We start from the raw sequence: 23,278 nt of genomic DNA on the forward strand, positions 1-23,278 counted from the left end.
CCCATCCGGTTTGTTGAGGGGCAGTTTGACAGCAATTCCCCTCTGCAAGCCGGGTGTTTTTTAAGCGCACCAGCAAAAGACCGCCTATTTTTTCACCGTCCCGCTGCGACATCCCCCTGAAACCGCCCTCAAAACGTTCCACCGACTCGGTTCTGCGGATTTGCTGCACCTGCAAACAGTTCAGGCGCTCTCATCACGCGCCGTCATCATGACAGGGGTTCGGGGATGAAAATGATCATAGCAACCATCAAGCCGTTCAAGCTGGAGGAGGTCCGCGAAGCGCTGACATCCATCGGCGTGTCCGGGCTGATGGTCACGGAAATCAAGGGGTTCGGCGCCCAGTCAGGCCACACAGAAATCTATCGCGGTGCGGAGTACGAGGTGAATTTCGTACCGAAAATGCGGCTCGATCTGGTGGTGCCCTCCGGACTCGCTGACCAAGTGGTCGACACCATCACCCAGACCGCCCGCACCGGCAAAATCGGTGACGGCAAGATCTTTGTTCTCGACGTTGAGCAGGCAATCCGCGTGCGCACCGGCGAAACCAATCACGACGCGCTGTGAAAACGCGCAAAGGAAGGAAATCAGTTATGCGTAAATCACCCCTCTCCCTTGCGGCTGTGACGGCGGCGCTGGCGCTGCCCGGCCTCGCCGTTGCGCAGGAGACCGCAACCGCCGCCCCTGTGGGCGCTGCGGCAACCGACACTGTGTTTATCCTCAACTCGCTGCTGTTTCTGGTGGGCGGCTTCCTTGTCTTCTGGATGGCGGCCGGGTTTGCCATGCTGGAAGCCGGGCTTGTCCGCTCCAAGAATGTCACCATGCAGCTCACCAAGAATGTGGCGCTGTTCTCGCTCGCGGCGATTTTTTACTACCTTATAGGCTACAACCTGATGTATCCGCTGGGCACCTGGTCGATTGATGGTGTGCTGTCGGGTGTCTGGGGGCCGGGCGTGCTGGAAGCGGTCGGCATCACCGCCGAGCAGGCAGATGATTACTCCTATGCCTCCACCGGGTCCGATTTCTTCTTTCAGCTGATGTTCTGCGCCACGACCGCCTCGATCGTCTCCGGTACAATGGCGGAGCGGGTGAAGCTCTGGCCGTTCCTCGCCTTTGTCATCGTGCTGACCGCCGTGATCTACCCGCTGCAAGCGAGCTGGAAATGGGGCGGCGGCTTCCTGGATGAGATGGGGTTCCTCGACTTTGCAGGCTCCACAGTGGTGCATTCGGTCGGCGGTTGGGCTGCGCTGACCGGCGCGCTGATCCTTGGCCCGCGTCTGGGAAAATACAAAGCGGGCAAAACCATCCCGATGCCGGGTTCCAATCTGGCGCTGGCCACATTGGGCACCTTCATCCTGTGGCTCGGATGGTTCGGCTTTAACGGTGGATCGCAGCTGGCGATGGGCACCGTGGGCGATGTGGCCGATGTGAGCCGGATCTTTGCCAACACCAACGCCGCTGCGGCGGGTGGTGCGGTTGCTGCCCTGCTGCTGACCCAGCTGCTGTTCAAGAAACCCGATCTCACCATGGTGCTGAACGGCGCGCTGGCTGGTCTGGTGTCAATCACCGCTGAGCCGCTGACCCCGAGCCTTGGCATGGCTACCCTAATCGGCGCTGTTGGCGGTGTTATCGTGGTCTTCGTCGTACCGATGCTGGACAAGATGAAGATCGACGATGTGGTCGGCGCTATCCCTGTGCACCTGGTTGCAGGGATCTGGGGCACACTCGCGGTGGTTCTGACCAACCCCGAAGCGAGCCTTGTCACCCAGCTGACCGGGATCGTGGTGATTGCGCTCTTCGTCGTGATCTCCTCCGCTGTGGTCTGGCTGATCCTGCGGGCTGTGACGGGGATCCGAGTTGGCGAGGAAGATGAGGTGAACGGGCTGGATATGGCGGAACTGGGGATGGAAGCCTATCCCGAATTCTCTCCCAGCTGATCCGACCAGATCCAGAGATATCACTGCGGCTCCCGGAAATGGGGGCCGCCCTTGTATGTGGCGCCCACCGCCTGATCTTGCCCAAAAGTCTGGGACCACGCCGCGAAAAAGCGCCCCGCTGTGGCGGAGCGCTTCATGTCGTTCTGGGTTTTCTCAGCGTCAGACGCCGGCGTCGACAATCGCCTGAGCCAGGATCGGCACAGTCTGCGTGTTCAGGCCTGCGATGTTCATCCGGCTATCGCCCACCATGTAAATACCACTGTCAGCACGCATTTTCTCGACCATCTCAGGCGTGGTGCCAAGCAGCGAGAACATGCCACGGTGCTGCGCCAAGAAGCCAAAGCGGTCAGAGCCAGTGAGGCGCTGCAACTCATCCGCAAGCTGCTGACGCAGCGCCAGCATGCCCAGGCGGGTCTCTTCCAGCTCAGCCGCCCAATCGGCACGCAGCGCGTCATCGTTCAGGATCATCGACACCAGACGCGCGCCGTGGTCCGGCGGGAAGGAGTAATTCTGACGGTTGAGGAAGGCCAGAGTGCCCTGGTTCAGCGCCTGCGCGCCGCCGTCCTGGGAGACCGCCATCAACAGACCGGTGCGTTCGCGGTAGATGCCGAAATTCTTCGAACAGCTGGCCGCGATCAGGCATTCCGGCGTATTGGCCGCGACATAGCGCACGCCCTGTGCGTCCTCTTCCAGCCCGTCGCCAAAGCCCTGATAGGCAATGTCGATCATCGGGATCAGGCCACGCTCGTTCAGGATGGCGACGACTTCCTGCCACTGAACCATATTGAGGTTGGCACCGGTCGGGTTGTGGCAGCAGCCGTGCAGCAGCACCACATCGCCCTTGTTGGCGGTTTTCAGGTCCGCGATCATGCCGTCGAAATCCACGCCGCAGGTCTCGCGGTCAAAATAGCGGTAGGCGACGGTTTCGATGTTGAGATAGTTCAGGATCGAAATGTGGTTCGGCCAGGTGGGGTTCGACACGAAAACACGCGCGCCGGGGTTGGCCATCTTGATCAGTTCAAACGCCTGACGCACAGCGCCGGTGCCACCGGGGGTGGCTGCAGCAGCGACATTGGCGCGCGCGACACTGTCGGCGAGGATCAGCTTGATTATGGCGTCGGAATAGGCCGGATCCCCGGCCAGACCGACATAGGATTTGGAGGTCTGCTCTTCCCAGAGCTTATGCTCTGCCGCCTTGATGGCGCGCATCACCGGCGTCACCCCTTCGGCGTTCTTGTAGACGCCGACGCCGAGGTCGATTTTGCTGTCGCGCGGATCGTCGCGATACATCTGCATCAGCGCCAGGATCTTATCCGCTGGCTGGGGTTTGAGGGTTTCGAACATCAGGCTTCTCCGGTTGCAACGGGCAGTGTCGGGAAGGCGCCCCACTCCGTCCAGGAACCGTCATAGAGCGCATGATCGGTCTTGCCGAAACGCTCCATGGCGAGGCTGAGGACAGCAGCGGTGACACCTGACCCACAGGTGGTGATGGCTGGTTTGCTGAGATCGACGCCGGCCTGCTCAAACACCGCGCGCAGAGCGTCCGGCGATTTCATGGTCTGGTCGGCGTTCAACAGCTCCGTATAGGGCACGTTCCGGGACCCGGGGATGTGACCTGCACGCAGGCCTTCGCGAGGTTCGGCCACGGCACCCTGAAAGCGCTCTGCCGCGCGGGCGTCAATAATCTCGTGATCGCCCAGCTTGGCGGCGGAGGAGACCTGTGTGACATCCCGCAAGAGGTGGTTCTGCACCCGCACGGTCATATGGCGGTCGCGGATCACCGGTGGCAGATCCTCAACCGGGTTGCCCTCGGCCTGCCATTTCGGCAAACCGCCATCCAGAACCGCGATATTGGTCTGCCCCATCAGACGGAACAGCCACCACACCCGCGCCGCAGAGCGCAGACCGGTGCCGTCATAGACCACAACCTGATGGCCATCACCGACCCCCATGGCCCGCAATCGGGACATGAATTTCTCCACCGGTGGGACCATATGCGGCAGGTCGGAGCGATTGTCAGCGATATCATCAATGTCAAAGAAGCGCGCGCCGGGGATATGGGCCGCAGCGTATTCAGCCTTGGGGTCGCGCCCCTCTTGCGGCATATACCACGAGGCATCGAGGATCCGCAGATCGGGGTCCTTCAGATGCGCAGCAAGCCAGTCTGTCGACACAAGCGTTTTAGGATCGTCCAACGTTACCGTCTCCCCTCATATGTGCTGAGGCATCCGTACAACCGTGCGGGCAGAGTCGCAAGGGACGCCGGAGCCGTAGCGCAACAATCTGTCTCAAGGGTCAGCCTGTGTTACCCTACAGGTCCTGAAACGGCGTTCGTCAGCGGACCACCCGCAGGCGGGGCGGCTGATCGATCTTGGCGTTGGCCTGCGGTATCTCAGTCGGCTGTGCCTTGCCAGCCGGAAACCGATCGGCAAAGGACAGCGCGGCGCGGATCACATGGGGATCCATCCAGCCGCCGGTCAGATCCGCAACCGCGTCCCGCGCGGCCGGGGTATCATCACGGCGCATGTGGTGGATCATGCGCAGAAACGCCGCCTCATCCGCTGTCACCACTGTGCGTGTTTCCAGTGTCAACGCGTCATGTCCCAGGTAGTGATCACCTCGCAGGTCATAGAGGCAACGCACCACCTTGAACAGCGCATGGGCCACAGCCAGCCCGAATGTATCCCCCCAGCGTTCTGACGCACTGCGATAGGCCAACTGCCAGGCCTGGCTCTGCGGCGTCTGAAGACAGGTGTTGAAATGGCGCAGCTGCGGCAGCAGGGCCACCTCAAATGCATCAAGTCCAAGATCTGCCAGAGCGGCCTCTCCCGGTGAAACAGTTGCGGCAGCGGGTGCGGCGGGTAGAGATTGCGCGGGGGTCTGAGGCTCAGAAATCGGCACGGAAGTCATCCTCTTTCAAACAGGAACACGAAGGATGCCGGGCCTGACCGAGGGATGAGTCTGCTGGGTGCGGCTTATCTGACTTATTCAGTCAGATATTGCAACGCTCCGCTGTGGCTTGCAGCGGTTGTCGCTGCGATACCTCGGTAGAGGGTATCACTCATGCCTCCGTGACGGGGCCACGCAGCAGATATACCGAAGGTTGTCGGCTGTTCGCGGATCAGCTGTGATCTTTCAGCAGGCGCTGCTTCTGGCGTGACCAATCGCGTTTGGCCTCCGTCTCGCGCTTGTCGTGGTTCTTCTTGCCCTTGGCGATGCCGATTTTGATCTTGGCCAGCCCGCGATGATTGAAATACATCACCAGCGGCACCAGGGTCATGCCCTTGCGCTGTGTTGCATTCCACAGGGTCGACAGCTCCTTGCGGGACACCAGAAGCTTACGGCGGCGGCGCTCTTCATGTTTGAACATCTTCGCCTGTTCATAAGGCGCGATGTAAGAGTTCACCAACCAAAGCTCGCCATCATCAACCGTTGCGTAGCTCTCGGCGATATTGGTGCCGCCCACGCGCAGGGATTTGACCTCGGACCCTTCCAGAAGGATCCCGCATTCCAGATCGTCTTCAATCGCATAGTCGAACCGCGCGCGGCGGTTTTCTGCGATCACTTTGTAGTTCGGGTCTGATTTTTGCTTGGCCATGGGGCGCAGATGTAAGGTGCCGGAGACAGAGGTGCAAGATGGTGATGCAGATGAGGGGTCGGCCTCAGGCCGCCTGACGGCGATTGCTGCGCATCAGGGTGAAGCCACCGCTGACCACAATCACGGTGCTGCCGACCAAGGTCCATATATCCGGACGCTCATGGAAGACCACGACCCCCAGCACCATGGCAAAAATCAGCCGGGTGTAGCGGAAGGGCGCCACGACAGAAATTTCACCAACCCGCATGGCCCCGGTCAGGGCCTGATAGGCCACCACCCCCACCAGCGTTGCGGCAACCAAATCAATGGTGGTCGCCCCGTCCGGTGTCTTCATCGGCGCCCCAAAAGGCAGCGCGATCAGGCCCGCCACCACCAGCATGGCAAAACCTGCCAGCCCCAGATGCGCATTCGACAGCCCCGCAGGCGCCGCCCGCGTGGCCAGATCGCGCCCGGCAAACCCCAGCGTTCCCGCCACCGCAAAAAGTGAAGCCAGTTCAAATCCGCTTGCACCCGGACGCAGGATCATCAGCACCCCGATGAATCCCGCCGCAATCGCCAGCCAGCGGCGCAGGCCCACATGCTCGCCAAAAAACACCACCGCCCCGGCGGAGACCACCAGCGGTGTCGCCTGCAGTATGGCAGAGGCTGAAGACAACGGTGTCAGCGCGATCGCCAGCGTGAAGCAAAGCCGCCCCGCAACCTCCGCAACCGAGCGCACCAGCAGCGCGCGCGTGCAGAACACCGGGTTCCACAGGCGGTGCCCCTGCGCACGCGCCACAATTGCAAAAATCACCATGCCGCCTGCGCCGAACAGGATCAGGATCTGGCCCACAGGAAGGCTGCGGGCGGCGGATTTGATGAACATGTCTTCCAGCGCAAAGGCCGCCATGGCCAGCACCATCAGGAGGCTGCCGCGCAGTGTATCCATGGATCAAATCGCTTTCCTAAAGGGCCGGAAAATGCACCGGCGATGGGTCATAAAAGATCGGTATTCGCACGTTCCCCAAGGCGGCAACTGCGGTGCGCAATGGTGCAAGCATTAGGCAGACCGCGGCCCAGGGACAAGCCGCGCGCCTGCGGCGAATTGATCCGCCAGAACAGCCTAGTCAGTGCGACCCACACGACGATAGTGATGCATGTTCAGGAATGCTGCCCCACTGTCGCCGCTGCGGTACCCATGCGGCTGATCGGCCGCGAACCGCAACCCCTGGCCGGTCTCCAGCGGCACCCAGCTGCCATCCCGCAGCACCTCCATGGCGCCCTCCAGCACAAAGACTTCTTCGGTAACGCCGGTATCATGGGGCTGCGACTGATGCGATTGGCCGGGTCGCAGGCTGACATGAAAGGTCTCCGCCCCTAGCACAGGATCGAAGGGGAACACCATTTTCACCGCGATAGAACCGGGGAACTGCACCGAGCGAAAGCTGCGGCCACTGCTGCCTTCGGGCTGCGAGGCTTCACCAATCAGCGCTGTCAGAGGCAGGTGAAACCCTTTGGCGATCTTCCACAGCGTCGCAATTGTCGGACTTGATTCGCCTCGTTCGATCTGGCCCAGCATCGCCTTGCTGACACCCGTGATCTCAGCCGCTTTGGACAGGCTGAGCCCCGCGCCCTGACGAATGTCCCGCAAATTCAGAGTGATGCCCGCTTCGCTCATTGTGCTGCCCGTCGCTTTTCTGTCGGTCACACGGCGTTTCAAGCCGCCGCTCAAAAAACACTTGTGCGCTATAACGCACAAGCAGTACTGTGCGCTATAACGTACGCCCCTCCGATCTCTAGCGGATCCGTCACCTCAGGAAAACCCGGATGCTCAGTTCCTTGAAACTCTCGCATATTGTTGCAGGCGCGGTTGCCGTGTTGGTGGGCTACACAGGGTCTGTCGCGATCATCTTTCAGGCGATTGAGGCCTCCGGTGCCAGTCAGGCACAGGCCAACAGCTGGATGCTGGCGCTGGGGCTTGGCATGGGGCTGACCAGCCTTGCGCTGTCACTGATGTATCGGATGCCGATCCTGACCGCCTGGTCCACGCCGGGTGCTGCTCTGCTCGCTGTGAGTCTGACAGATGTGCCCTTGAGCGATGCGATTGGCGCGTTTCTGTTCTGCGCTGCCCTCCTGATCCTGACCGGGGTGACCGGCTGGTTTGCCGCGCTGTCCCGGCTGATCCCGGATGCCCTGGCAAATGCCATGCTGGCCGGGTTGTTGTTCCCCTTTGGGCTGGCGGCCTTCAGCGCGTTTCAATCTGACACCGCTCTGGTCGCGGCCATGGCGGTCACCTTTGTGGCCGGACGGCGGCTGTTTGCACGCTATACCATCCCGGCTGTGCTGGCTGTGGGCATTCTGTGGTGCCTTGGCGATGGCAGCTTCACCCACTCTGCCTCAGTGGATCTGACGATGGCTGAGCCGGTCTTTATGATGCCGAGTTTCTCACTGCCGGTACTGATCGGGGTTGGTCTGCCGCTTTATATCGTCACCATGTCCTCGCAGAATATGCCCGGCGTGGTCACGCTGAAGGCCGCGGGCTATGCGCCGCCGGTCTCCGCCAGCCTGATCGTGACTGGTGCCGCCTCATTCGTGCTGGCGCCCTTTGGTGGATTTGCCTTCAACCTCGCCGCCATCACCGCCGCCATCGGTTGCGGACCGGAGGCGGATGAAAACCCCAAGACCCGCTACATGGCCGGGGTGATGACGGGGGTGTTTTACATCCTCGTCGGGCTTGGTGGCGCAACGGTCATCAGCCTGTTCCTGATCGCCCCCACGGCGCTGATCACCACTGTGGCAGGGCTTGCGCTTCTGTCGACCATCGGCAACAGCCTCTCGGCGGCACTGGCGGATGCACGGGGGCGCGACGCTGCGCTGATCACCTTCATGGTCACGGTATCCGGCGTCAGTTTCTTTGGAATTGGCGCTGCGTTCTGGGCGCTTGTGGTGGGTATTGCCGTGAATCACCTGATCACACCCCCGCCACCAAATACGGCAACAGCGGGCACTGCCGCGAATCCGGCCCGACCATGATCCGCCAAAGCCTGCAAAATTTCGCAGAAACCACCAGATAATTACCGCAGACCGCCCCGACATGTTGCCTTTGTTGCGCAAATCGTGTCCCTGAGGGGCAAAGACAAGGGAACCAGCCAGATGCCAATGTACCGATCCAGAACCTCCACCCATGGCCGCAACATGGCCGGCGCACGCGGCCTGTGGCGCGCCACCGGCATGACGGATGATGATTTCGGCAAGCCGATCATCGCCATCGTCAATTCCTTCACCCAGTTCGTGCCCGGCCACGTCCACCTGAAGGATCTGGGCCAGATGGTCGCCCGCGAAGTTGAAGCGGCCGGTGGTGTCGCGAAGGAGTTCAACACCATCGCGGTGGATGACGGCATCGCCATGGGCCATGACGGCATGCTCTACTCCCTGCCCTCCCGCGAGGTGATCGCCGACAGCGTCGAATATATGGTCAACGCCCATTGTGCCGACGCCATGGTCTGCATCTCCAATTGTGACAAGATCACGCCGGGGATGCTGATGGCCGCCATGCGCCTCAATATTCCGGCGATCTTCGTCTCCGGTGGTCCTATGGAAGCTGGCAAGATCGACATCGCCGATCTCGACATGAAAAAGATTGACCTGGTGGACGCCATGGTCGCCGCCGCCAGCGACACGATGACCGATGAGCAAGTGCAGCACATCGAGGAAAACGCCTGCCCGACCTGCGGGTCCTGCTCCGGCATGTTCACCGCAAACTCGATGAACTGCCTGGCCGAAGCACTGGGGCTGGCGCTGCCGGGCAATGGTTCAACCCTCGCCACCCATGCCGACCGCAAGCATCTGTTCCTGGAAGCAGGCCGCAAGATCGTCGACATCACCAAGCGCCACTATGTCGGCGAGGAAAAAGGCCTGCTGCCGCGTGAAATCGCCACCTTTGATGCGTTTGAAAACGCCATGAGCCTCGATATCGCCATGGGCGGCTCAACCAATACCGTGCTGCATCTTCTGGCGATCGCCAATGAGGGCAAGGTTGATTTCACCATGACCGACATGGATCGCCTCAGCCGCAAGGTCCCCTGCCTTTGCAAGGTCGCACCGAACATCGAGAATGTGCATATGGAAGACGTCCATCGCGCCGGTGGCATCTTCTCCATCCTCGGCGAGTTGAGCCGTGCGGGCCTGTTGCACAATGAATGCAGCACCGTGCATTCCAGCACCATGGGTGAAGCCATCGCCAAATGGGACATCAAGGTCGCCAACAACCCCGACGCCGAAGCGTTGTTCAAGGCGGCCCCCGGCGGCGTACGCACCACCGAAGCGTTTTCACAGTCCAACCGCTACAAGGAGCTGGACACCGACCGTGAGGGGGGCGTGATCCGGTCCAAAGACCATGCCTTTAGCCAGGATGGCGGTCTGGCGGTGCTGTTTGGCAATATCGCGCGTGACGGCTGCATCGTGAAAACCGCCGGTGTGGATGAGAACATCCTGAAGTTCACCGGGTCCGCCTATGTCTGCGAAAGCCAGGACCAGGCGGTAAACGACATCCTGACCAGCAAGGTGAAAGAGGGCGACGTGGTGGTGATCCGCTATGAGGGTCCGCGCGGTGGCCCCGGTATGCAGGAGATGCTCTACCCGACCTCCTACCTGAAATCAAAGGGCCTCGGCAAAGCCTGTGCGCTGCTGACCGATGGCCGTTTCTCCGGCGGCACCTCGGGCCTGTCGATTGGGCATGTCTCACCCGAAGCGGCAGAGGGCGGCATCATCGGGCTCGTCCAACAGGGCGACACCATCGAGATCGACATCCCCAACCGCACCATCCATCTGGCGGTTTCGGACGAAGAACTGGCCGCACGCCGCGCCGCTCAGGACGCAGCTGGCTGGAAACCGGTAAAGCCGCGCAAACGCAAAGTCTCCACCGCGCTCAAGGCCTATGCGCTGCTGGCCACATCAGCCGCCAAAGGCGCCGTGCGCGCCCTGCCTGACGACGAATAATCGACGCTGTCAGGTACTCCTCATTTAAGGCCCCGGCATCTTGGATGTCGGGGCTTTTTCTATCATAGGAAACGGACCCTATTCGACAGACCGCAGAATCGCTGGAGATCCGACATGACCATTTGGCGCCCCGCCCAATCCATTCGCGTGAAAACCATTGGTCTGCCCTGGCGCAAAGGCCATTTTCTCGCGGCGGAGGTCCCCGATGACAGCGGCCAAACCAAAGGTGTCCGCCCTCTGGGGGGCACGGTTGAATTTGGCGAGACCTGGCAACAGGCGCTGCAACGGGAGTTTCAGGAAGAGCTCGGTGTGGAGATCACCATAATCGGCGCGCCGGTGGTACTGGAAAACATCTATCAGCACGAAGGCCAGATCGGTCATGAGATCATCTTCGCCGCACAGGTTACTTGGCCAGAGACCCCGCATTTGGCAGGCGATACAATTGAGTTTTTCGAAGACAACGGTCTGAAATGTATCGCCAGATGGTTTCACCCTGATACACTGGAGGCCGACGGGACAGAGCTGTTTCCAACCGGATTAAAAGCGCATCTGCAAGATCTGGGATCCTCGACACGCGCATAAGGCACGAACCCCTTCACCTTTCCCGAAATACTCCCGCCGGAGGCGCGCCGCGCCAGCGGCGCCAGGCCCAACCGGGTCAGATCATATCAATGATCGCCACCCCGGGCGGGAGCATCGCGCGGCTTGGGATCACTCACCCAATTTGGCGTGCACCTCATCCAGATCGATCTCACCCACCGGCATCTTGTTGGCGGGGTTTTCGAAGTCATATTTGAACACTTCGAAATCCCGCTTATAGATTTCATAAATCAGATGCATCGAGAGGTCGTCGAAATAGTCTTCGACCGGATGGGCGCGTTTGGGGCCGTGGCCTTCGCTTTCGTTAAAGCGCGGGATCTGGGTCAGATCCACCTGATGCGGCGTCTCGATCGCGTCCAGCACATCCTGCATGCCCTCATTGAAGGCTTCGGTCCAGATCACCTTGTCGTACCGGCCACCGTTGCAGATGAAGGTCGAGACATGGCCCGATGTGGCTGACCAGTGGATGTCCGGCTCCATCGGGCGGCGAAACTTCACCGTGTCTCGGACAAACAACAGAAAACGGCGGAAGCTCTTGATCTGATCAAACGGCTCTTTGCCGTCATCGCCGCCCACATCAATCCCGTAGTCATAGGTGAGCCGCGGCACCAGATTGCCCCGGTAACGTTTGCCATTGCGCTGAATGCCGCAAATCTTGTCGAAGAAGGAACTCAGCACGCGGGTGTAAGGGTTACGCACGCAGGTAAATGCGTAGGATTTCTGCGCCTGAACATTGCTGGTGATCAACGGCTGGCTGTCAGGCAGCGCCCATTTGTGCAGACCGCCCTTGGCATCGTGAATATCACCGTCAAAGAACTGCCCGTGGTCGGAGTAATACATGATCTGGCCGATGGTGGAGCAGGCACATTTGGGCACCACGCGATAGACCACGCTTTCGCTCTCCGTCATCCAGGTGCCTGGAAATCCCATCTGTCTCTCCCCCGTCCCCATGCGCCGCAATTGGCGCCACGTACGACTCTAGTCGTTAAAAGCGAAATAATGCGGTTTATTCAGTGAGAATTCGTCAGTATCAAGGAAACAATCAATCAAAATACGACACCGGGGCGCTGTCATGGCAAAAATCGCATATGTTCTGCTGTGCCATAAGGACCCAGAGGCGATTATTCAGCAGGCAGAGCGACTAACCGCAGCCGGTGATTATATGGCGATCCACTTCGATGGGCGCTCTCCGGCCAGCGATTATCAGCAGATCCGCACCGCCCTGAAGGACAATCCCAACATCTGCTTTGCCCGCAAGCGGGTCAAATGCGGCTGGGGGGAATGGTCGCTGGTTCAGGCAACGCTCTACGCGCTGGAAAGCGCGGTCGCCACCTTCCGGCGCGCGACACATTTCTACATGGTGTCGGGCGACTGCATGGCGATCAAGACCGCGGAATATGCCCATCAGCTGCTCGACAGCCGGGATTGTGACTATATCGAAAGTTTCGATTTCTTTGAAAGCAACTGGATCAAGACCGGTATGAAAGAGGACCGACTGATCTATCGCCATGTCTTCAACGAACGCAAAAACAAGCGCCTCTTCGATCTGAGCCACAGCCTGCAGAAGCGCCTGGGCCTGACCCGCGCCCTGCCTGAGGACATGCAGATCCAGATCGGCAGCCAATGGTGGTGCCTGCGTCGCCGCACCGTCGAGTGGATCCTGTCCTTCCTGAGTGAGCGGCGCGATGTGCTGCGATTTTTTCGCACCACCTGGATCCCGGATGAGACCTTCTTTCAGACCCTGGTGCGTCACCTGGTCCCCACGAAGGAGATCGAAAGCCGCACACTGACATTGCTGATGTTCTCGGACTACGGGATGCCGGTGCAGTTCTACAATGATCACTACGACATGCTGATGGGGCAGGATTTCCTCTTTGCCCGCAAGATCAGCCCCGAAGCGCAGGAGCTGAAATCCCGTCTTGGCGCGCTGTATGCCGAGCAGGGTGTTGAATTTCAGATCTCCAATGAGGGGCGCAATCTTTATGGGTTTCTAACCAAACGCGGGCGCAACGGGCTGCGCTTTGCCCCCCGGTTCTGGGAAACCGAAAGTACGCTGGGGCGCAACCGCGAACTGCTGATCATCAGCTGTAAGAAATGGCATGTCGCCAAGCGCCTGATTGAGCGGCTGCGCGAGGTCAGCAACGTCCCGGCGCTGGCCTATCTCTTTGACGAGGAAGGCACCGACATGCCCGATCTTGGCGGCATCGAGGCGACGCTCTGGAAGCGCACGCGCCACCGTCGCGCGCTGGTGCGGATGTTGTTTGATTACTATGAAACCGACCGCCTGGTGATCTGCCTTGATCCATCAGCGTTGGAGCTGATGCAGGATTTCTGTGCGGATCGGGCCATCACGCGCATCCTGCAGATCGAATGCAGTCTCAGCGACGACTACTTAACCGGCCATGCCGAGCGCATCGGGCTGGCCGGCCAACAGACCGCCACCGCCGCGCTGGAACGGTTGCTGCCGACCATCCGCAACGACATCCAGCACGAATCCGACCGTATCCGCGATGTTGGGTTTGACCACCACAGCCTGATCCGCGAAAGCGACAGTGATGAGCAGATCGCCGAACAGCTGATGCCGTTTCTGGCGTTGGATCATGAGGCCGCTCTGACACTTGCGCGGACCGAGCATCTCTTCTCAGACTAGGGCAGCCTTATCATCGGGCCGCCCTAGTCTGCTATCCTGATCCGAGCGCGGCGTGTTACTTCTGCTTCCAGCTGTCCAGCCAGCGCCGGACCCGGCCACGCCGCTCTGAGAGCGCATCACCCGCAGCGTAAAGACTGTCCTCGACATTCTCGACCATCGGGTCGATGCGGGCACGGCGGAAGCGGCGCCAGCGTACATAAAGCGCCCAGATCACCGCCGCCAACATGGTCAGGAAGATGATGTTGAACCAATTCACTTGGCTATACTTCGGCCCGCTCACAGGCTTCACCGCAACCGCATTCGGGAAGATAGACAGAAATTCATTTCGCCAGCCATAGTGGCGCAGCAGCACCCATTGTGGATCAGCCTTGGTGGAGGCGAGATCGGTCAGCTCGGCCTGCAGGTTGGAGCTGTCCAGCTTGAAATAGGGCGGCCAGCCCCAGCCGGTGTCCTCGTTTCGATAAACGATGGGGCGACCATTGGGCAGGAACGCCTCCACGAAGCGGACATCGCGATTGACGCTGGTCGCGCTTTCCTGGGCCGTGTCCTGCTGCGCCCAGAAAATCGAGTTTTCGCCGAAATCGACCCGGCGCACCTCAGTCTTGACCACGCGCACCACATCATTCTGCGGCAGCGTGTAATGCAGAAAGGCCCCTGCCAGCAGCCAGATGGTGAGAATGAACACCCATTTGATATAACGCATCTCAGCGACCTCACATGAAATTCATGACATAGACCAGAAGCGCAATGGCCCCCAGCGGCACGACATAGACCAACAGGATCAATCTGCGCCGCAGTGACCTGTCATATTGGTGCAACCCGCGCTGGATGAAGGCGGAACGGTCTCCGGTCAACCCCTTCTCGGCCCAACGACGTTTCAGCTTGGCGCGCCGCACCTCGCGCGAGTAGAGCGAGACAATGCCGTAGATCACAGTCAGCACCACCAGCAAAATCGCCATCAGGCGGATAAAGGCAAACATCAGCGGCGCCCCCTGTTGCCAGATCTGCTGCTGACAGCGCCCCAGGGGCCGACCCGTTCGACCAGACTGTCTGTTCGGCGCTGCTTCGGCTGATCCTGCGCGCTCGTGCTGCGACCGCTCATGTCCGGCTCATGGCCAAATAGCGCCGCCCGCGCGCCTGCCTTGTCCATCGCGTATTCGCGCGCAAGGAAGGCGACGACGTGGTCCTTCTTCGCCTCCGGCCAGCTGCGATACTGCTGATAAAACGCTTCCTTGTGGCAGATGAACAGCTGGCGGAAATCCAGCGGCGTCAGCTCTGCCAGCAGCATATTGACCAGATCGCGGTTCGGCGTGTTGGTGGCCCGCAGGCAGTAGAAATAGGCCGGGTGATCCGATTTGATCCGGGGCCATTTGCCACCGCTTTCAGCCCAGCGAACCATCGCCGCCATACCTTCGAACTCAGCCGGCAGCTCGCTTGCGTGGCGGGCCGCCATCCGCCGCAGATCGCTGCGCGACAGGCCCGAGAGGTCCATCCCCTTGTCCGCCAGCACGCTGACGGCCAGAAATCCCATCTTCTGGCGCAGGATGGCCGCACCATCGACGCCGCGCGCGCGGATGATTGGCTCCACCAGCCCGTTCAGTTCCAGAAATTTCGCAATCGCATTGTCCTGCGTTAGGTCAAACACCCGGTCCAGCGGCACGCCTTCGGGTTTTTCCCCACTGGCGATGAGGGCCGGATGCTCGACATCCTGAAACACATAAAGCCCGCCAAAATGCGCGGTCCAGAAATTCTGTTGCTCAAACACCTCATGCTTCAACCGCACCGGGTTGCGGGTAACATCGCCGGTTTTTTCCGCCGTCGCGATCATCTCAGCGATCAGCGCGTCGTCAAACCAGCCGTCTTCCTCGCTCTTGAAGCGATCTACCAGTTCGGCCAGCTGATCGGCCTGCCGCAGCGTGCCCCTTGTGGTGTCCGCCTCGACCCTGACCTGCCGGATGTCAAAAAGCTGCGCGGGCGTTGCGACCTCAAACACCGAATTGACCAATTCACCCGCCACCGCATCGGTCGCGGTCAGCGCAAACAGCTGGCTTTCATTTGCGGCAATGAACCGGCGCAGGATGTCCCGGCTGGTGGAGAATTTCACATTCAGAAGCGGGCAACGCTTCTGTTCGGTGCTGAGGAGAATGAACTGCCGGTTCACACCCGCATGGTTCAGATAGTGGTCATCCCCCAGCTCATCGCCCACTTCGGGGGAGTAGCCAGAGATATCAACGTGGAATTCCGTGAGGCGCGTGGTCTTGCCGGTCAGATGTTTCAACGCGCGGTTATACCTCTCCACCAATGCGGGCGAGGCCACATGGAAGAGATTGCCGAACATCAGACCGTTCTGGATGAGGCGTTTCATGGCCTGCTCCTCACACTTGTCTCAAGTGCCAAAATGTGCGCACGTTCGAGTTTCCGGTTTTCATTGGGTGTCAGCTTCGGATTGTCTCCAAAGGCTTCAGATCTCAAAAGCCCAATGTGAGAGTGGTTGAGCAATTTCAAAGTAGGCAAGTTGTCAAACAGCTCAAACTTGTTCGCATAGGTCTGAAACGGCTCACCTTTCAAAGACACGCAATTATAAAACAATAAGAGCAGTTCCGCATCAGATAGCTGCGCCCTTAGCAGTTTGGCATGCCTAGGCTTAGAGAACTCTTTCTCATCATCAAGAACACGGAAGCAGTTATACAGAAACCTAAAATAGTGCCCTAGGTCATTGCCTCTTCTGTTCCAGAAATCTCTATAGGCATAAAACAGGGCAATGCCTTCATCGTGTTTTTTCAATTTTTCACGATAAACCTTATTCAGTTCCCTGTAACAGAAAACAAAGCAGTCTCGCCCCTCCGCTAATTTTTCCTTGCTATCTTTTTTCACTACATCCAAGCCGCCAACGATCTCCGAGTGGGTTCTCAGAAGCTCGAAAAAGGTCGTTTCAAACTGCTGCGATCTCAGATTGGTGTTCATAGCATTGAACTCATCAGCTTGGCGCTTAAGTTCTTTCCGTTGCTCGGCAAGCTCTTCGCTTTGCAGCCAGACAGTCACGATGATCCAGAGAAAGGCCAATACTCCCGCTACTCCAGCGAAAGTATCGCCGATTTCATTCGACGGCGAAAAAAGTAACGCAAAAGCCCTAAACTGCCAATCACCCTCACTGTCAACTTGAGGAAGTATCGCTAGAATAGCCACTACTGTTAGAAAGGCCTTCGTCAAAGCCTTCCCAACATCCATTGGCCGATCGCTTTTCATGCCTTCCTTAATAGAGCGCCAGTGATTTTCGATCCTTTCGATCACCCCTGCCCCTCCAGATACCGCCGCTTGGCCTCTTCCTGCCGCCCGAAATCGCGCACCATATTGTCAATCGCAACCTCGTCCGACTTGTCGGCATAGCGGAACTCACTATCGGCGTAGCGGTTGATCTCCTGCACCACCATGTCGATGGTGATCGGCACCCGCAGCTCCGCAATCATTGCGGATTTGGTGTCGTAATCCTTAAACAGGAACAGCTCCGGGTTCTCCATCCAGTCATCCGGCAGCTCAAAATCCATCGCCCGGACCTTGACCGCATCGGTGATGTTCTTGATGGCGCGGCCGGTGAACCGCTCATCCGCCGCTTGGATCGCCTTCAGATAGGTGCCCAGCTTGGCCAGATCATCCAGCTCTCCAAGCTGATCCTGCACCCGGCCAAAGACCTCTGCCAGCCCCGGTTCCTGCGGGCGGCTGTAGGCCTCGAAGGACCGCGCGACCGCCTTCCTGATTTCCTGCGCACCGTACAGATCATGCTCCCCCAGCGGGATCGCATGGTTCTTGCCCATCAGCAGCGTCAGGATGTCGATGTAATCCTCCCGCGTCTGCGGCCCGTCGACCAGGAACCGCGCACCCGCCCGCTGGCGCAGCGCGTCGTCCACATTCTCCGGATAGTTGGAGAACATGCCAAAGGTGCAGTTGCCGCGCACCACGGTGTTTGCCCCTGCAAAGGCCTCCATGAACACCGCCGTCACCTCCTGCTGGCCCGCGCTGGACTGGCGGTCGCCGCGCTTCCCTGCGATCTGGTCGATGTCGTCGATGGTGCCAAAACCGATCACGCCGGGATCAATCACATTCTGGATGAAGCTCTTGGCGTTCTGGCCGGACTTGCCCTGATAGCTGTCGATATTATCGATACCGAAATTCTGATAGCGAAAGGCATAGCCCGCATTCTGGCAATAATCATGGATGAGGCCCGCCATCATCTGAATGAGTGTCGTCTTGCCGGTGCCCGGCTTGCCGTCGCCCATGAAGGTGAAGATGAAGCCGCCCATCTCGGCAAAGGGGTTGAGCCTGCGGTCGAAATCATAGGCCATCAGCATCTTGGCCAGCCGCAGGGCCTGGTATTTGGCGATATGGTTGCCAACCACCTCATGCGGCTTCTTGAACGCCATGGTGAGGGTAGTGGATTTTGCCTTGGACGCGGGCTCAAAGCCGCTGATGGTCAGATCATCCGCCTCCACCCGCCAAGCGGCATCGCTGAACCCTTCCAGACGTGGCGCGGTCTGCGCCCGCAGGGCCGCCTTCTCCATCAGCTGCTCGGCATAGGCCGCTGTGGCCGCAATCAGATGCGCATCGTCGGTGCCATGCTGCGCCAGCTTCTGATCCAGCTCCCACAGCGCCCCGTGCAGGGCCAGGGGCGCATTGTCTGTGAGCAGCTCCTCCGCCTCGCCCACCTCGACCTGCGCCTCAGACCCATGCGGTGCCAGCAAATAGGCGGCGGCATTGGCAAACACATGCGCCGCAATCAGCGCCTCCGCCGCCAGCAGCTCGGTAAACTCCCCCTTGCGCGCGCCGTCCAATGACCCGGCCAGATTGGCCCGTTTCAGATCGGCGAGGCCAGAGACATCCGCATAAGCCTCCCCCATCGCCAATGAGATCGCCAGCGCCCGGCGCAAGGCATGCTGCAAGGTCGCCTGCAGGGGCGAGGTCAGAGGGTCATCGTCATCCGCCGCCTCAATCCGGGCGATCAGATGCACCCCTTCGGGCCGCGCGCTGGACCGCGTCACCAGCCCCGGCGTGGTCGAGCGGAAGCGCCGCCGCGTGCCAAGCCCCGAGGAGCGCTCCGGCGTCTTCGCCTCCACCGCAGGCTTGGCAATGCGCGGCGTGTGGTCAAACCCCTCCAGCATCGCCGCCGCAGCCGCATAATGCTTGCGGATATCCTCTTCCCGCAGTTCCATCTGATTGCCTGAAATGCTCATCTCACCCTCTCAATTCGTCTCATCGCCGGCAAAAAATCCGGCCCGCCCATCTTCTGGCTAAAAATATCCCCGCCCCGCTACCCGGCAGGCGTCTTTGCCGCCGAGAGGGGAGGCTCCCCCGGCTTCAACAAACGCAGGCGCTCAATACCGCAGCACTTGCCCGGCCTCACTCACCACGAATTTCTGCACATCGGCGAACCCCGGCGGGTCCAGCTCTGCCAGCACCTGAAACGGGCGCTGCGGCAGGATGATGGCGCGCTGGGTCCGGGTCGCCCCGGTATCCGCGCCGCGGCCGCCAAAGGGATCCAGCGCAAAGATCTCCCGCTCCACGGTGCCGAACCAGCCCGAGCGCTCCTCGCGCACGTCCTCGCTCTCCAGCTCCTCCAACGTCCAGGCCAGCGCCCAGTCGTGGCCCGCTGGTGACTCTGCCTGCTCCAGCACCTGGTGCAGCGGGCCGGATTGTTCTGTATAGGCGGAGGAATACATCGGCCCCACATGAAAGCGGCGCAGATGTTTAGGGTGGAGATCGTCGAAATCCTCGTCGAACCCTTTGGCGATGGTGACCAGCTTTAGCCCTGCCAGCGCCTGCGCCATCAGATGCGCCTGCACCTCCGGCCAGCGGCGTTCGTCCTTCGGCAGCGCCACCTTGCCGCTGTCTTCCAGCTCCATCAGGTAGATCACCGGCAGGTTCACCTGGCTGTCATAGGCGGCCCAATGCAGCAGGAAGCGGCGGCGGCGATCACCAATGTTCTCCAGCCAGTCGCAGACCGGGTCGTTCTGGGTCCAGAACAGCTGCCCTTTCAGAAGCTCCTGATAATAAAGCCGTTGCGACAGGGCGAATTGCAGCTTCGACGGCACCGCGCGGTCCGAGATGATGGTGCGCACCATATCGTCCTTCAGCTGGTCCTCACTGGCCATATTGGCCAGATGCCGCTCCGCCTGCATAGCGTCGTTGGCCATGGTCATCAGTTCAGCCGCAACCGGAAAGCCGCTGTCGCGCTTATCCATCGCCAGGCTGCCAAAGAACCGCCCGGTATCGCGCCCCGCCATCAGGTATTTCATCGACAGCGCGCGGAAGGTGAAGTTGAGCCGCATCAGATATGCGGTCAGTACCTTCACATCGAATTTCGAGAGCCGCCCCTCCGCCTGCATCGCCGCCGCCACCCGGGTCAGATGCCGGATGATGGTGTCGAACTTCTTGAAGTACCGGCGTGAGGCGAAAGTGTCGCTAAGGCCTGTGTGGTCGTGCGAAGGGTCGGTCATACATGTCCCCTTCCCTGATGTGCAGCTTGCGCTAAGGACAGCGCCAGTCCGCGGGCCGGGCGCAATCCTCTGATGAATTTCCTGATCATCTCAACTCCACTAGTTAGTGACCCGATGTGTCTAACCGTCCTGTGCCTCACACAGGTCCCAAGCAAAGCCTGCAAATACCCCAGCAACTGCAACGGCAACCCAACCTGAAAAAGGGCCGTCAACGGCGTAGTAGAGAGTGGCCAAAGTTCCGAAAACGACCGCCAGCATGCTCCACCAAAACCAGTTCGGTGGGGATGGGATATTCAGGAACTCCAGCCAATCCACACTCACCCCCCATAGAGGTTCTTGTCGTGCTTCTCGACAATCGCGGCAAACCGGCGGGCGAAGCGTTCATCCGCCTTGGCCTTCTTCTCCAGCACGTCGCGGGCAAACACCATGTTGTCCTCGTGGCTTTCCAGCATGTCGGCCATTTTCTGGTTGGTCGCAGTGCCGATTGCGGCCATCGCGGTCTGGGCTTCCTTGTCGGTCTGCACGCCGATCTCGTTGATCCGGTGCGCCACATCCTGCTGCTGCGCGGTCTTCAGCGATTTGGTCAGCGCGTCATAGAGCACCACCCGCTGCTGAGTGTCCGTCTGCAGCTTGTTGATCAGCACCATCTGCGTCGCGGCCTGGTTCTGCAAACTATCGACCCAGGTCTTGCCCTTCTCGATATAACGCTCCAGCGTTTGGGATTTCGCAAGCTTCACCTGCTCCTCCTGCACCAAGGCGTTGTATTTCGCATTGATATCCGCCAGTTCGGTCTCCAGCTTGGTGCGCGCGGCGGCGTCCTGCTCGATCGAGATCTTATTCTCCAGCTCGATGATCTGCGGATCCAGGGCCACGATCTCGGCGCGGACGGCCTCCAGCTCCTGCACGGTCAGCTCGCGGTCGTCCAGCGTGGACGTAAGGTTTACCTGAACCTTCTCGCGCTGATCTTCCAGCGTGGCCAGCTGGCCCTCCAGCAACTTCACGATCACATCCGATTTGGCGATCAGATCCTGCAGCTTGTCGTCGATATTGGCGGTGCGCATCCGTTCTTGGCGCAGAGAGTCTGATTTCCCCTTGGAAAAGAAACCAACAAAGCTCTCCCAGCCGGTTTTCGACCGCATCTCGTCGAAATCCTTGGAGAAGGCCGTGGTCACATCATCCAGACCCATGATCAGCTCAGCGATATTGGCGTTCATCACCTCGGTATGAGCGTGCACGTCATCCAGCGTCGCGTTCTCAATGTCGATGCTGGCATCTTCACCGGCCGAAATTTTGGCCCGCGCGGTTTCGATCCGCGAGGTCAGCGCCGTGATCTTCTGCTGCGACTCGCTCACCTTGGCTTGCGACGCCCGCACCATCTCGTCAAATTGTGATTGGCTCATAAAGTGCCCTTTCTGCAATGTCTTGTGTGTCATATGGGCAATGTGAACATGATTTACATCCCCTATGTAAATAAAACCCGCTCTTGCTGCAGCCATTGCGCAGCACCGCTCAGGTCAGTTGAAAGCAGTTTTGCAGAGCCGCCCCGCAAAGGGAAGACCGGCCCGCAGACCGACCGGTTACGGTCCGCAGGTGCTCATCGGCGGGACGCTGTCGCGCCTCAGACGGGTTTGATTTTGGACAGCACCAGAAAGGTCATCAGACCGAAGGGCGGCAAGGGCTGGTGATGCTCCACCGAGAGATGATCCGCGCCCAGCACGGTGTCGATCTCAAAATCCGAGTGCCAGCCAAGCACATTGGCAAACGGCGCGGAAACCCGTTCGAGGAACGCCAGCACGCCCTGTTCGCGCAGGAAATGATTGGTAATCACCACTTTGCCACCGGGCTTAAGCACGCGGGCAATTTCACCCATCACCTGTTCCGGGTCCGGTACAACGGACAGCACGTGCATGGCTGAAACAGTGTCGAAGGTGGCATCGGGGAAATCCAGCGCACGGGCATCCATCTGGCGGAGGGTTTCGACGTGGTCAAGATCATGTTCCTCCACCCGTTTCATCGCCTTTTTCAGCATATCCTCGCTGAAGTCGATGCCGGTGACCTTTAGGTGGGATTTGTAGAGAGGCAAGGACAGTCCGGTGCCGACACCCACCTCCAGCACCCGACCGCTGCGATGTTCGTTGACGTAGCCGACAGCACGGCGACGGCCCACATTGGTGATTGCCCCAAATGTTTTGTCATAGACAGGGGCCCAACGGGCATACGACGATTCAACAGCCTTAATATCCAATTATCCACCCTTACTCGTTTATGCGCCGGTCTCCGGCGTTTTCTTTTTAACCAATCCCCAGGCCACCATCGCAGCATAGCCAAGGCACAGGATCACCAATGTAATCCATGCGTAAATCAGGACGGCTGCCCCCGCAAAGGCAAAACCGACCAAAAAATACTTCACGTTTTCGCGCGAAATTTTGACTGCCTTCAGCGACCAGGTTGGCACATGGCTGATCATAAGCAATCCGATGACACCCATATGAAGGCAGATCAAAATATCCGGAATGACCGGCGCATCGGCAAAGGCAAAGGAGATGAACATCGGCAGCATCGCCAGAAGTGCGCCGGCTGGGGATGGGACCCCTTCAAAATAAACGCTTTTTGCGGTGACTTTCTGCTCGGACTTGGTCGAGACGTTAAACCGCGCCAGCCGCACCACGCAGCAGACCGAGAACACCAGCACCGCCAGCCACCCTAAGCCACGCATGTCTTGAAGGGCCCAATAGTAGATCACCAGTGGTGAGGCGACGCCGAAATTGAGAAAGTCTGCCAGCGAGTCGAGTTCTGCACCCATCTTGCTGTCGCTGCGCAGGATCCGCGCCAAACGCCCGTCAAACCCATCCAGGATCGCCGCCGCCAGGATCAGCTGCACCGCCAGGGTATAATTGCCCTGCACCCCGAAGCGGATCGCAGACAGCCCGGCACAGATGGCCGCAATGGTCATCATGTTCGGCAACAGCTGGATCAGCGCGTATTCGGATTTTCGCTTTTCCGGTGGGTGATGCATAGCGGTGGTGTTTCC

The 23,278-nt window shown here is 59.7% G+C and carries 22 protein-coding genes; 6 read left to right on the plus strand and 16 right to left on the minus strand.

What is annotated here, in order from left to right; genetic code table 11:
• Positions 1-225 precede the first annotated feature (225 nt).
• Together phaeop14_RS13445 and phaeop14_RS13450 are read left to right on the plus strand one after the other, a co-directional pair.
• On the plus strand, positions 226-564 hold the full coding sequence (locus phaeop14_RS13445; RefSeq protein WP_024095995.1) for a P-II family nitrogen regulator: 339 nt from the start codon (positions 226-228) through the stop codon (positions 562-564).
• A 26-nt stretch (positions 565-590) separates the two neighbouring features.
• Positions 591-1,934 (plus strand): ammonium transporter, encoded by a 1,344-nt coding sequence (locus phaeop14_RS13450; RefSeq protein ID WP_096789845.1) that lies wholly within the window; start codon positions 591-593, stop codon positions 1,932-1,934.
• A 159-nt stretch (positions 1,935-2,093) separates the two neighbouring features.
• Here the strand turns inward: phaeop14_RS13450 and phaeop14_RS13455 are convergent, their stop codons facing one another.
• The 6 genes from phaeop14_RS13455 to phaeop14_RS13480 all read right to left on the minus strand — a co-directional run bounded on the left by phaeop14_RS13455 (position 2,094) and on the right by phaeop14_RS13480 (position 7,189).
• The gene (locus phaeop14_RS13455; RefSeq protein WP_096789846.1) at positions 2,094-3,278 is read right to left on the minus strand and encodes an amino acid aminotransferase; all 1,185 of its coding nucleotides are present in this window, start codon (positions 3,276-3,278) and stop codon (positions 2,094-2,096) included.
• Entirely contained in the window at positions 3,278-4,129 is an 852-nt protein-coding gene (gene sseA, locus phaeop14_RS13460; RefSeq protein WP_040174456.1) for a 3-mercaptopyruvate sulfurtransferase, read from the minus strand. Before sseA ends, phaeop14_RS13455 begins: the two co-directional genes overlap by 1 nt.
• Before the next feature lie 139 nt (positions 4,130-4,268).
• Positions 4,269-4,835, minus strand: coding sequence for a hypothetical protein (locus phaeop14_RS13465; protein ID WP_096790321.1), 567 nt, complete (start codon positions 4,833-4,835; stop codon positions 4,269-4,271).
• A gap of 220 nt (positions 4,836-5,055) precedes the next feature.
• On the minus strand, positions 5,056-5,532 hold the full coding sequence (gene smpB / locus phaeop14_RS13470) for an SsrA-binding protein SmpB (protein ID WP_040174459.1): 477 nt from the start codon (positions 5,530-5,532) through the stop codon (positions 5,056-5,058).
• Between the two features lie 64 nt (positions 5,533-5,596).
• Complete coding sequence (locus tag phaeop14_RS13475) at positions 5,597-6,460, minus strand: DMT family transporter (RefSeq protein ID WP_040181143.1); 864 nt, start codon at positions 6,458-6,460, stop codon at positions 5,597-5,599.
• 174 nt (positions 6,461-6,634) lie between these two features.
• A complete protein-coding gene (locus phaeop14_RS13480) occupies positions 6,635-7,189 on the minus strand; it encodes a helix-turn-helix domain-containing protein (RefSeq protein WP_096789847.1) in 555 nt (184 codons plus the stop codon).
• A 149-nt stretch (positions 7,190-7,338) separates the two neighbouring features.
• Here phaeop14_RS13480 and phaeop14_RS13485 point away from each other — a divergent pair, with 149 nt between their 5' ends.
• The 3 genes from phaeop14_RS13485 (at position 7,339) to phaeop14_RS13495 (ending at position 11,091) form a co-directional block, all read left to right on the plus strand.
• On the plus strand, positions 7,339-8,544 hold the full coding sequence (locus phaeop14_RS13485; protein ID WP_096789848.1) for a benzoate/H(+) symporter BenE family transporter: 1,206 nt from the start codon (positions 7,339-7,341) through the stop codon (positions 8,542-8,544).
• 120 nt (positions 8,545-8,664) lie between these two features.
• A complete protein-coding gene (ilvD, locus tag phaeop14_RS13490) occupies positions 8,665-10,509 on the plus strand; it encodes a dihydroxy-acid dehydratase (protein WP_040174468.1) in 1,845 nt (614 codons plus the stop codon).
• 114 nt (positions 10,510-10,623) lie between these two features.
• Positions 10,624-11,091 carry an NUDIX hydrolase gene (locus phaeop14_RS13495; protein ID WP_096789849.1) on the plus strand — a complete coding sequence of 156 codons (468 nt, stop codon included), beginning with the start codon at positions 10,624-10,626 and terminating at the stop codon, positions 11,089-11,091.
• Positions 11,092-11,220: 129 nt separating this feature from the next.
• Here the strand turns inward: phaeop14_RS13495 and phaeop14_RS13500 are convergent, their stop codons facing one another.
• Positions 11,221-12,039, minus strand: a complete 819-nt coding sequence (locus phaeop14_RS13500) for a sulfotransferase family protein (protein WP_040174472.1) — start codon at positions 12,037-12,039, stop codon at positions 11,221-11,223.
• Between the two features lie 142 nt (positions 12,040-12,181).
• On the opposite strand from phaeop14_RS13500, the gene phaeop14_RS13505 reads away from it, so the two are divergent.
• Positions 12,182-13,759: a DUF5928 domain-containing protein gene (locus phaeop14_RS13505; protein ID WP_040174474.1), complete on the plus strand. Its 1,578-nt coding sequence runs from the start codon at positions 12,182-12,184 to the stop codon at positions 13,757-13,759.
• Positions 13,760-13,814: 55 nt separating this feature from the next.
• On the opposite strand, the gene phaeop14_RS13510 is transcribed toward phaeop14_RS13505, so the two are convergent.
• The 9 genes from phaeop14_RS13510 to phaeop14_RS13550 form a co-directional block, all read right to left on the minus strand.
• Entirely contained in the window at positions 13,815-14,462 is a 648-nt protein-coding gene (locus tag phaeop14_RS13510; RefSeq protein WP_096789850.1) for a DUF1523 family protein, read from the minus strand.
• A 10-nt stretch (positions 14,463-14,472) separates the two neighbouring features.
• Positions 14,473-14,739, minus strand: coding sequence for a hypothetical protein (locus phaeop14_RS13515; RefSeq protein ID WP_024095981.1), 267 nt, complete (start codon positions 14,737-14,739; stop codon positions 14,473-14,475).
• Positions 14,739-16,124 (minus strand): DUF6638 family protein, encoded by a 1,386-nt coding sequence (locus tag phaeop14_RS13520; protein WP_096789851.1) that lies wholly within the window; start codon positions 16,122-16,124, stop codon positions 14,739-14,741. The genes phaeop14_RS13515 and phaeop14_RS13520 overlap by 1 nt, the downstream gene beginning before the upstream one ends.
• The gene (locus phaeop14_RS13525; protein WP_096789852.1) at positions 16,121-17,050 is read right to left on the minus strand and encodes a putative phage abortive infection protein; all 930 of its coding nucleotides are present in this window, start codon (positions 17,048-17,050) and stop codon (positions 16,121-16,123) included. Before phaeop14_RS13525 ends, phaeop14_RS13520 begins: the two co-directional genes overlap by 4 nt.
• Positions 17,047-18,984 carry an ATP-binding protein gene (locus tag phaeop14_RS13530; RefSeq protein WP_096789853.1) on the minus strand — a complete coding sequence of 646 codons (1,938 nt, stop codon included), beginning with the start codon at positions 18,982-18,984 and terminating at the stop codon, positions 17,047-17,049. Before phaeop14_RS13530 ends, phaeop14_RS13525 begins: the two co-directional genes overlap by 4 nt.
• Positions 18,985-19,125: 141 nt before the next feature.
• The gene (locus phaeop14_RS13535) at positions 19,126-20,247 is read right to left on the minus strand and encodes a hypothetical protein (protein WP_096789854.1); all 1,122 of its coding nucleotides are present in this window, start codon (positions 20,245-20,247) and stop codon (positions 19,126-19,128) included.
• Positions 20,248-20,564: 317 nt separating this feature from the next.
• A complete protein-coding gene (locus phaeop14_RS13540; protein WP_096789855.1) occupies positions 20,565-21,647 on the minus strand; it encodes a coiled-coil domain-containing protein in 1,083 nt (360 codons plus the stop codon).
• 218 nt (positions 21,648-21,865) lie between these two features.
• Positions 21,866-22,492 carry a class I SAM-dependent methyltransferase gene (locus tag phaeop14_RS13545; RefSeq protein ID WP_040174489.1) on the minus strand — a complete coding sequence of 209 codons (627 nt, stop codon included), beginning with the start codon at positions 22,490-22,492 and terminating at the stop codon, positions 21,866-21,868.
• Between the two features lie 18 nt (positions 22,493-22,510).
• Positions 22,511-23,263, minus strand: coding sequence for a CDP-alcohol phosphatidyltransferase family protein (locus phaeop14_RS13550; protein ID WP_040174492.1), 753 nt, complete (start codon positions 23,261-23,263; stop codon positions 22,511-22,513).
• Positions 23,264-23,278 lie beyond the last annotated feature (15 nt).

It is taken from the genome of Phaeobacter piscinae, from assembly GCF_002407245.1.
GTDB lineage: Bacteria > Pseudomonadota > Alphaproteobacteria > Rhodobacterales > Rhodobacteraceae > Phaeobacter > Phaeobacter piscinae.

Bases quoted from the DNA above. Each gene is read 5' to 3' on its own strand.
- phaeop14_RS13445 (WP_024095995.1), top strand. From the start codon at position 226: ATGAAAATGATCATAGCAACCATCAAGCCGTTCAAGCTGGAGGAGGTC.
- phaeop14_RS13450 (WP_096789845.1), top strand. From the start codon at position 591: ATGCGTAAATCACCCCTCTCCCTTGCGGCTGTGACGGCGGCGCTGGCG.
- phaeop14_RS13455 (WP_096789846.1), bottom strand. From the start codon at position 3,278: ATGTTCGAAACCCTCAAACCCCAGCCAGCGGATAAGATCCTGGCGCTG.
- smpB (WP_040174459.1), bottom strand. From the start codon at position 5,532: ATGGCCAAGCAAAAATCAGACCCGAACTACAAAGTGATCGCAGAAAAC.
- phaeop14_RS13475 (WP_040181143.1), bottom strand. From the start codon at position 6,460: ATGGATACACTGCGCGGCAGCCTCCTGATGGTGCTGGCCATGGCGGCC.
- phaeop14_RS13480 (WP_096789847.1), bottom strand. From the start codon at position 7,189: ATGAGCGAAGCGGGCATCACTCTGAATTTGCGGGACATTCGTCAGGGC.
- phaeop14_RS13485 (WP_096789848.1), top strand. From the start codon at position 7,339: ATGCTCAGTTCCTTGAAACTCTCGCATATTGTTGCAGGCGCGGTTGCC.
- ilvD (WP_040174468.1), top strand. From the start codon at position 8,665: ATGCCAATGTACCGATCCAGAACCTCCACCCATGGCCGCAACATGGCC.
- phaeop14_RS13495 (WP_096789849.1), top strand. From the start codon at position 10,624: ATGACCATTTGGCGCCCCGCCCAATCCATTCGCGTGAAAACCATTGGT.
- phaeop14_RS13500 (WP_040174472.1), bottom strand. From the start codon at position 12,039: ATGGGATTTCCAGGCACCTGGATGACGGAGAGCGAAAGCGTGGTCTAT.
- phaeop14_RS13505 (WP_040174474.1), top strand. From the start codon at position 12,182: ATGGCAAAAATCGCATATGTTCTGCTGTGCCATAAGGACCCAGAGGCG.
- phaeop14_RS13510 (WP_096789850.1), bottom strand. From the start codon at position 14,462: ATGCGTTATATCAAATGGGTGTTCATTCTCACCATCTGGCTGCTGGCA.
- phaeop14_RS13515 (WP_024095981.1), bottom strand. From the start codon at position 14,739: ATGTTTGCCTTTATCCGCCTGATGGCGATTTTGCTGGTGGTGCTGACT.
- phaeop14_RS13520 (WP_096789851.1), bottom strand. From the start codon at position 16,124: ATGAAACGCCTCATCCAGAACGGTCTGATGTTCGGCAATCTCTTCCAT.
- phaeop14_RS13530 (WP_096789853.1), bottom strand. From the start codon at position 18,984: ATGAGCATTTCAGGCAATCAGATGGAACTGCGGGAAGAGGATATCCGC.
- phaeop14_RS13535 (WP_096789854.1), bottom strand. From the start codon at position 20,247: ATGACCGACCCTTCGCACGACCACACAGGCCTTAGCGACACTTTCGCC.
- phaeop14_RS13540 (WP_096789855.1), bottom strand. From the start codon at position 21,647: ATGAGCCAATCACAATTTGACGAGATGGTGCGGGCGTCGCAAGCCAAG.
- phaeop14_RS13550 (WP_040174492.1), bottom strand. From the start codon at position 23,263: ATGCATCACCCACCGGAAAAGCGAAAATCCGAATACGCGCTGATCCAG.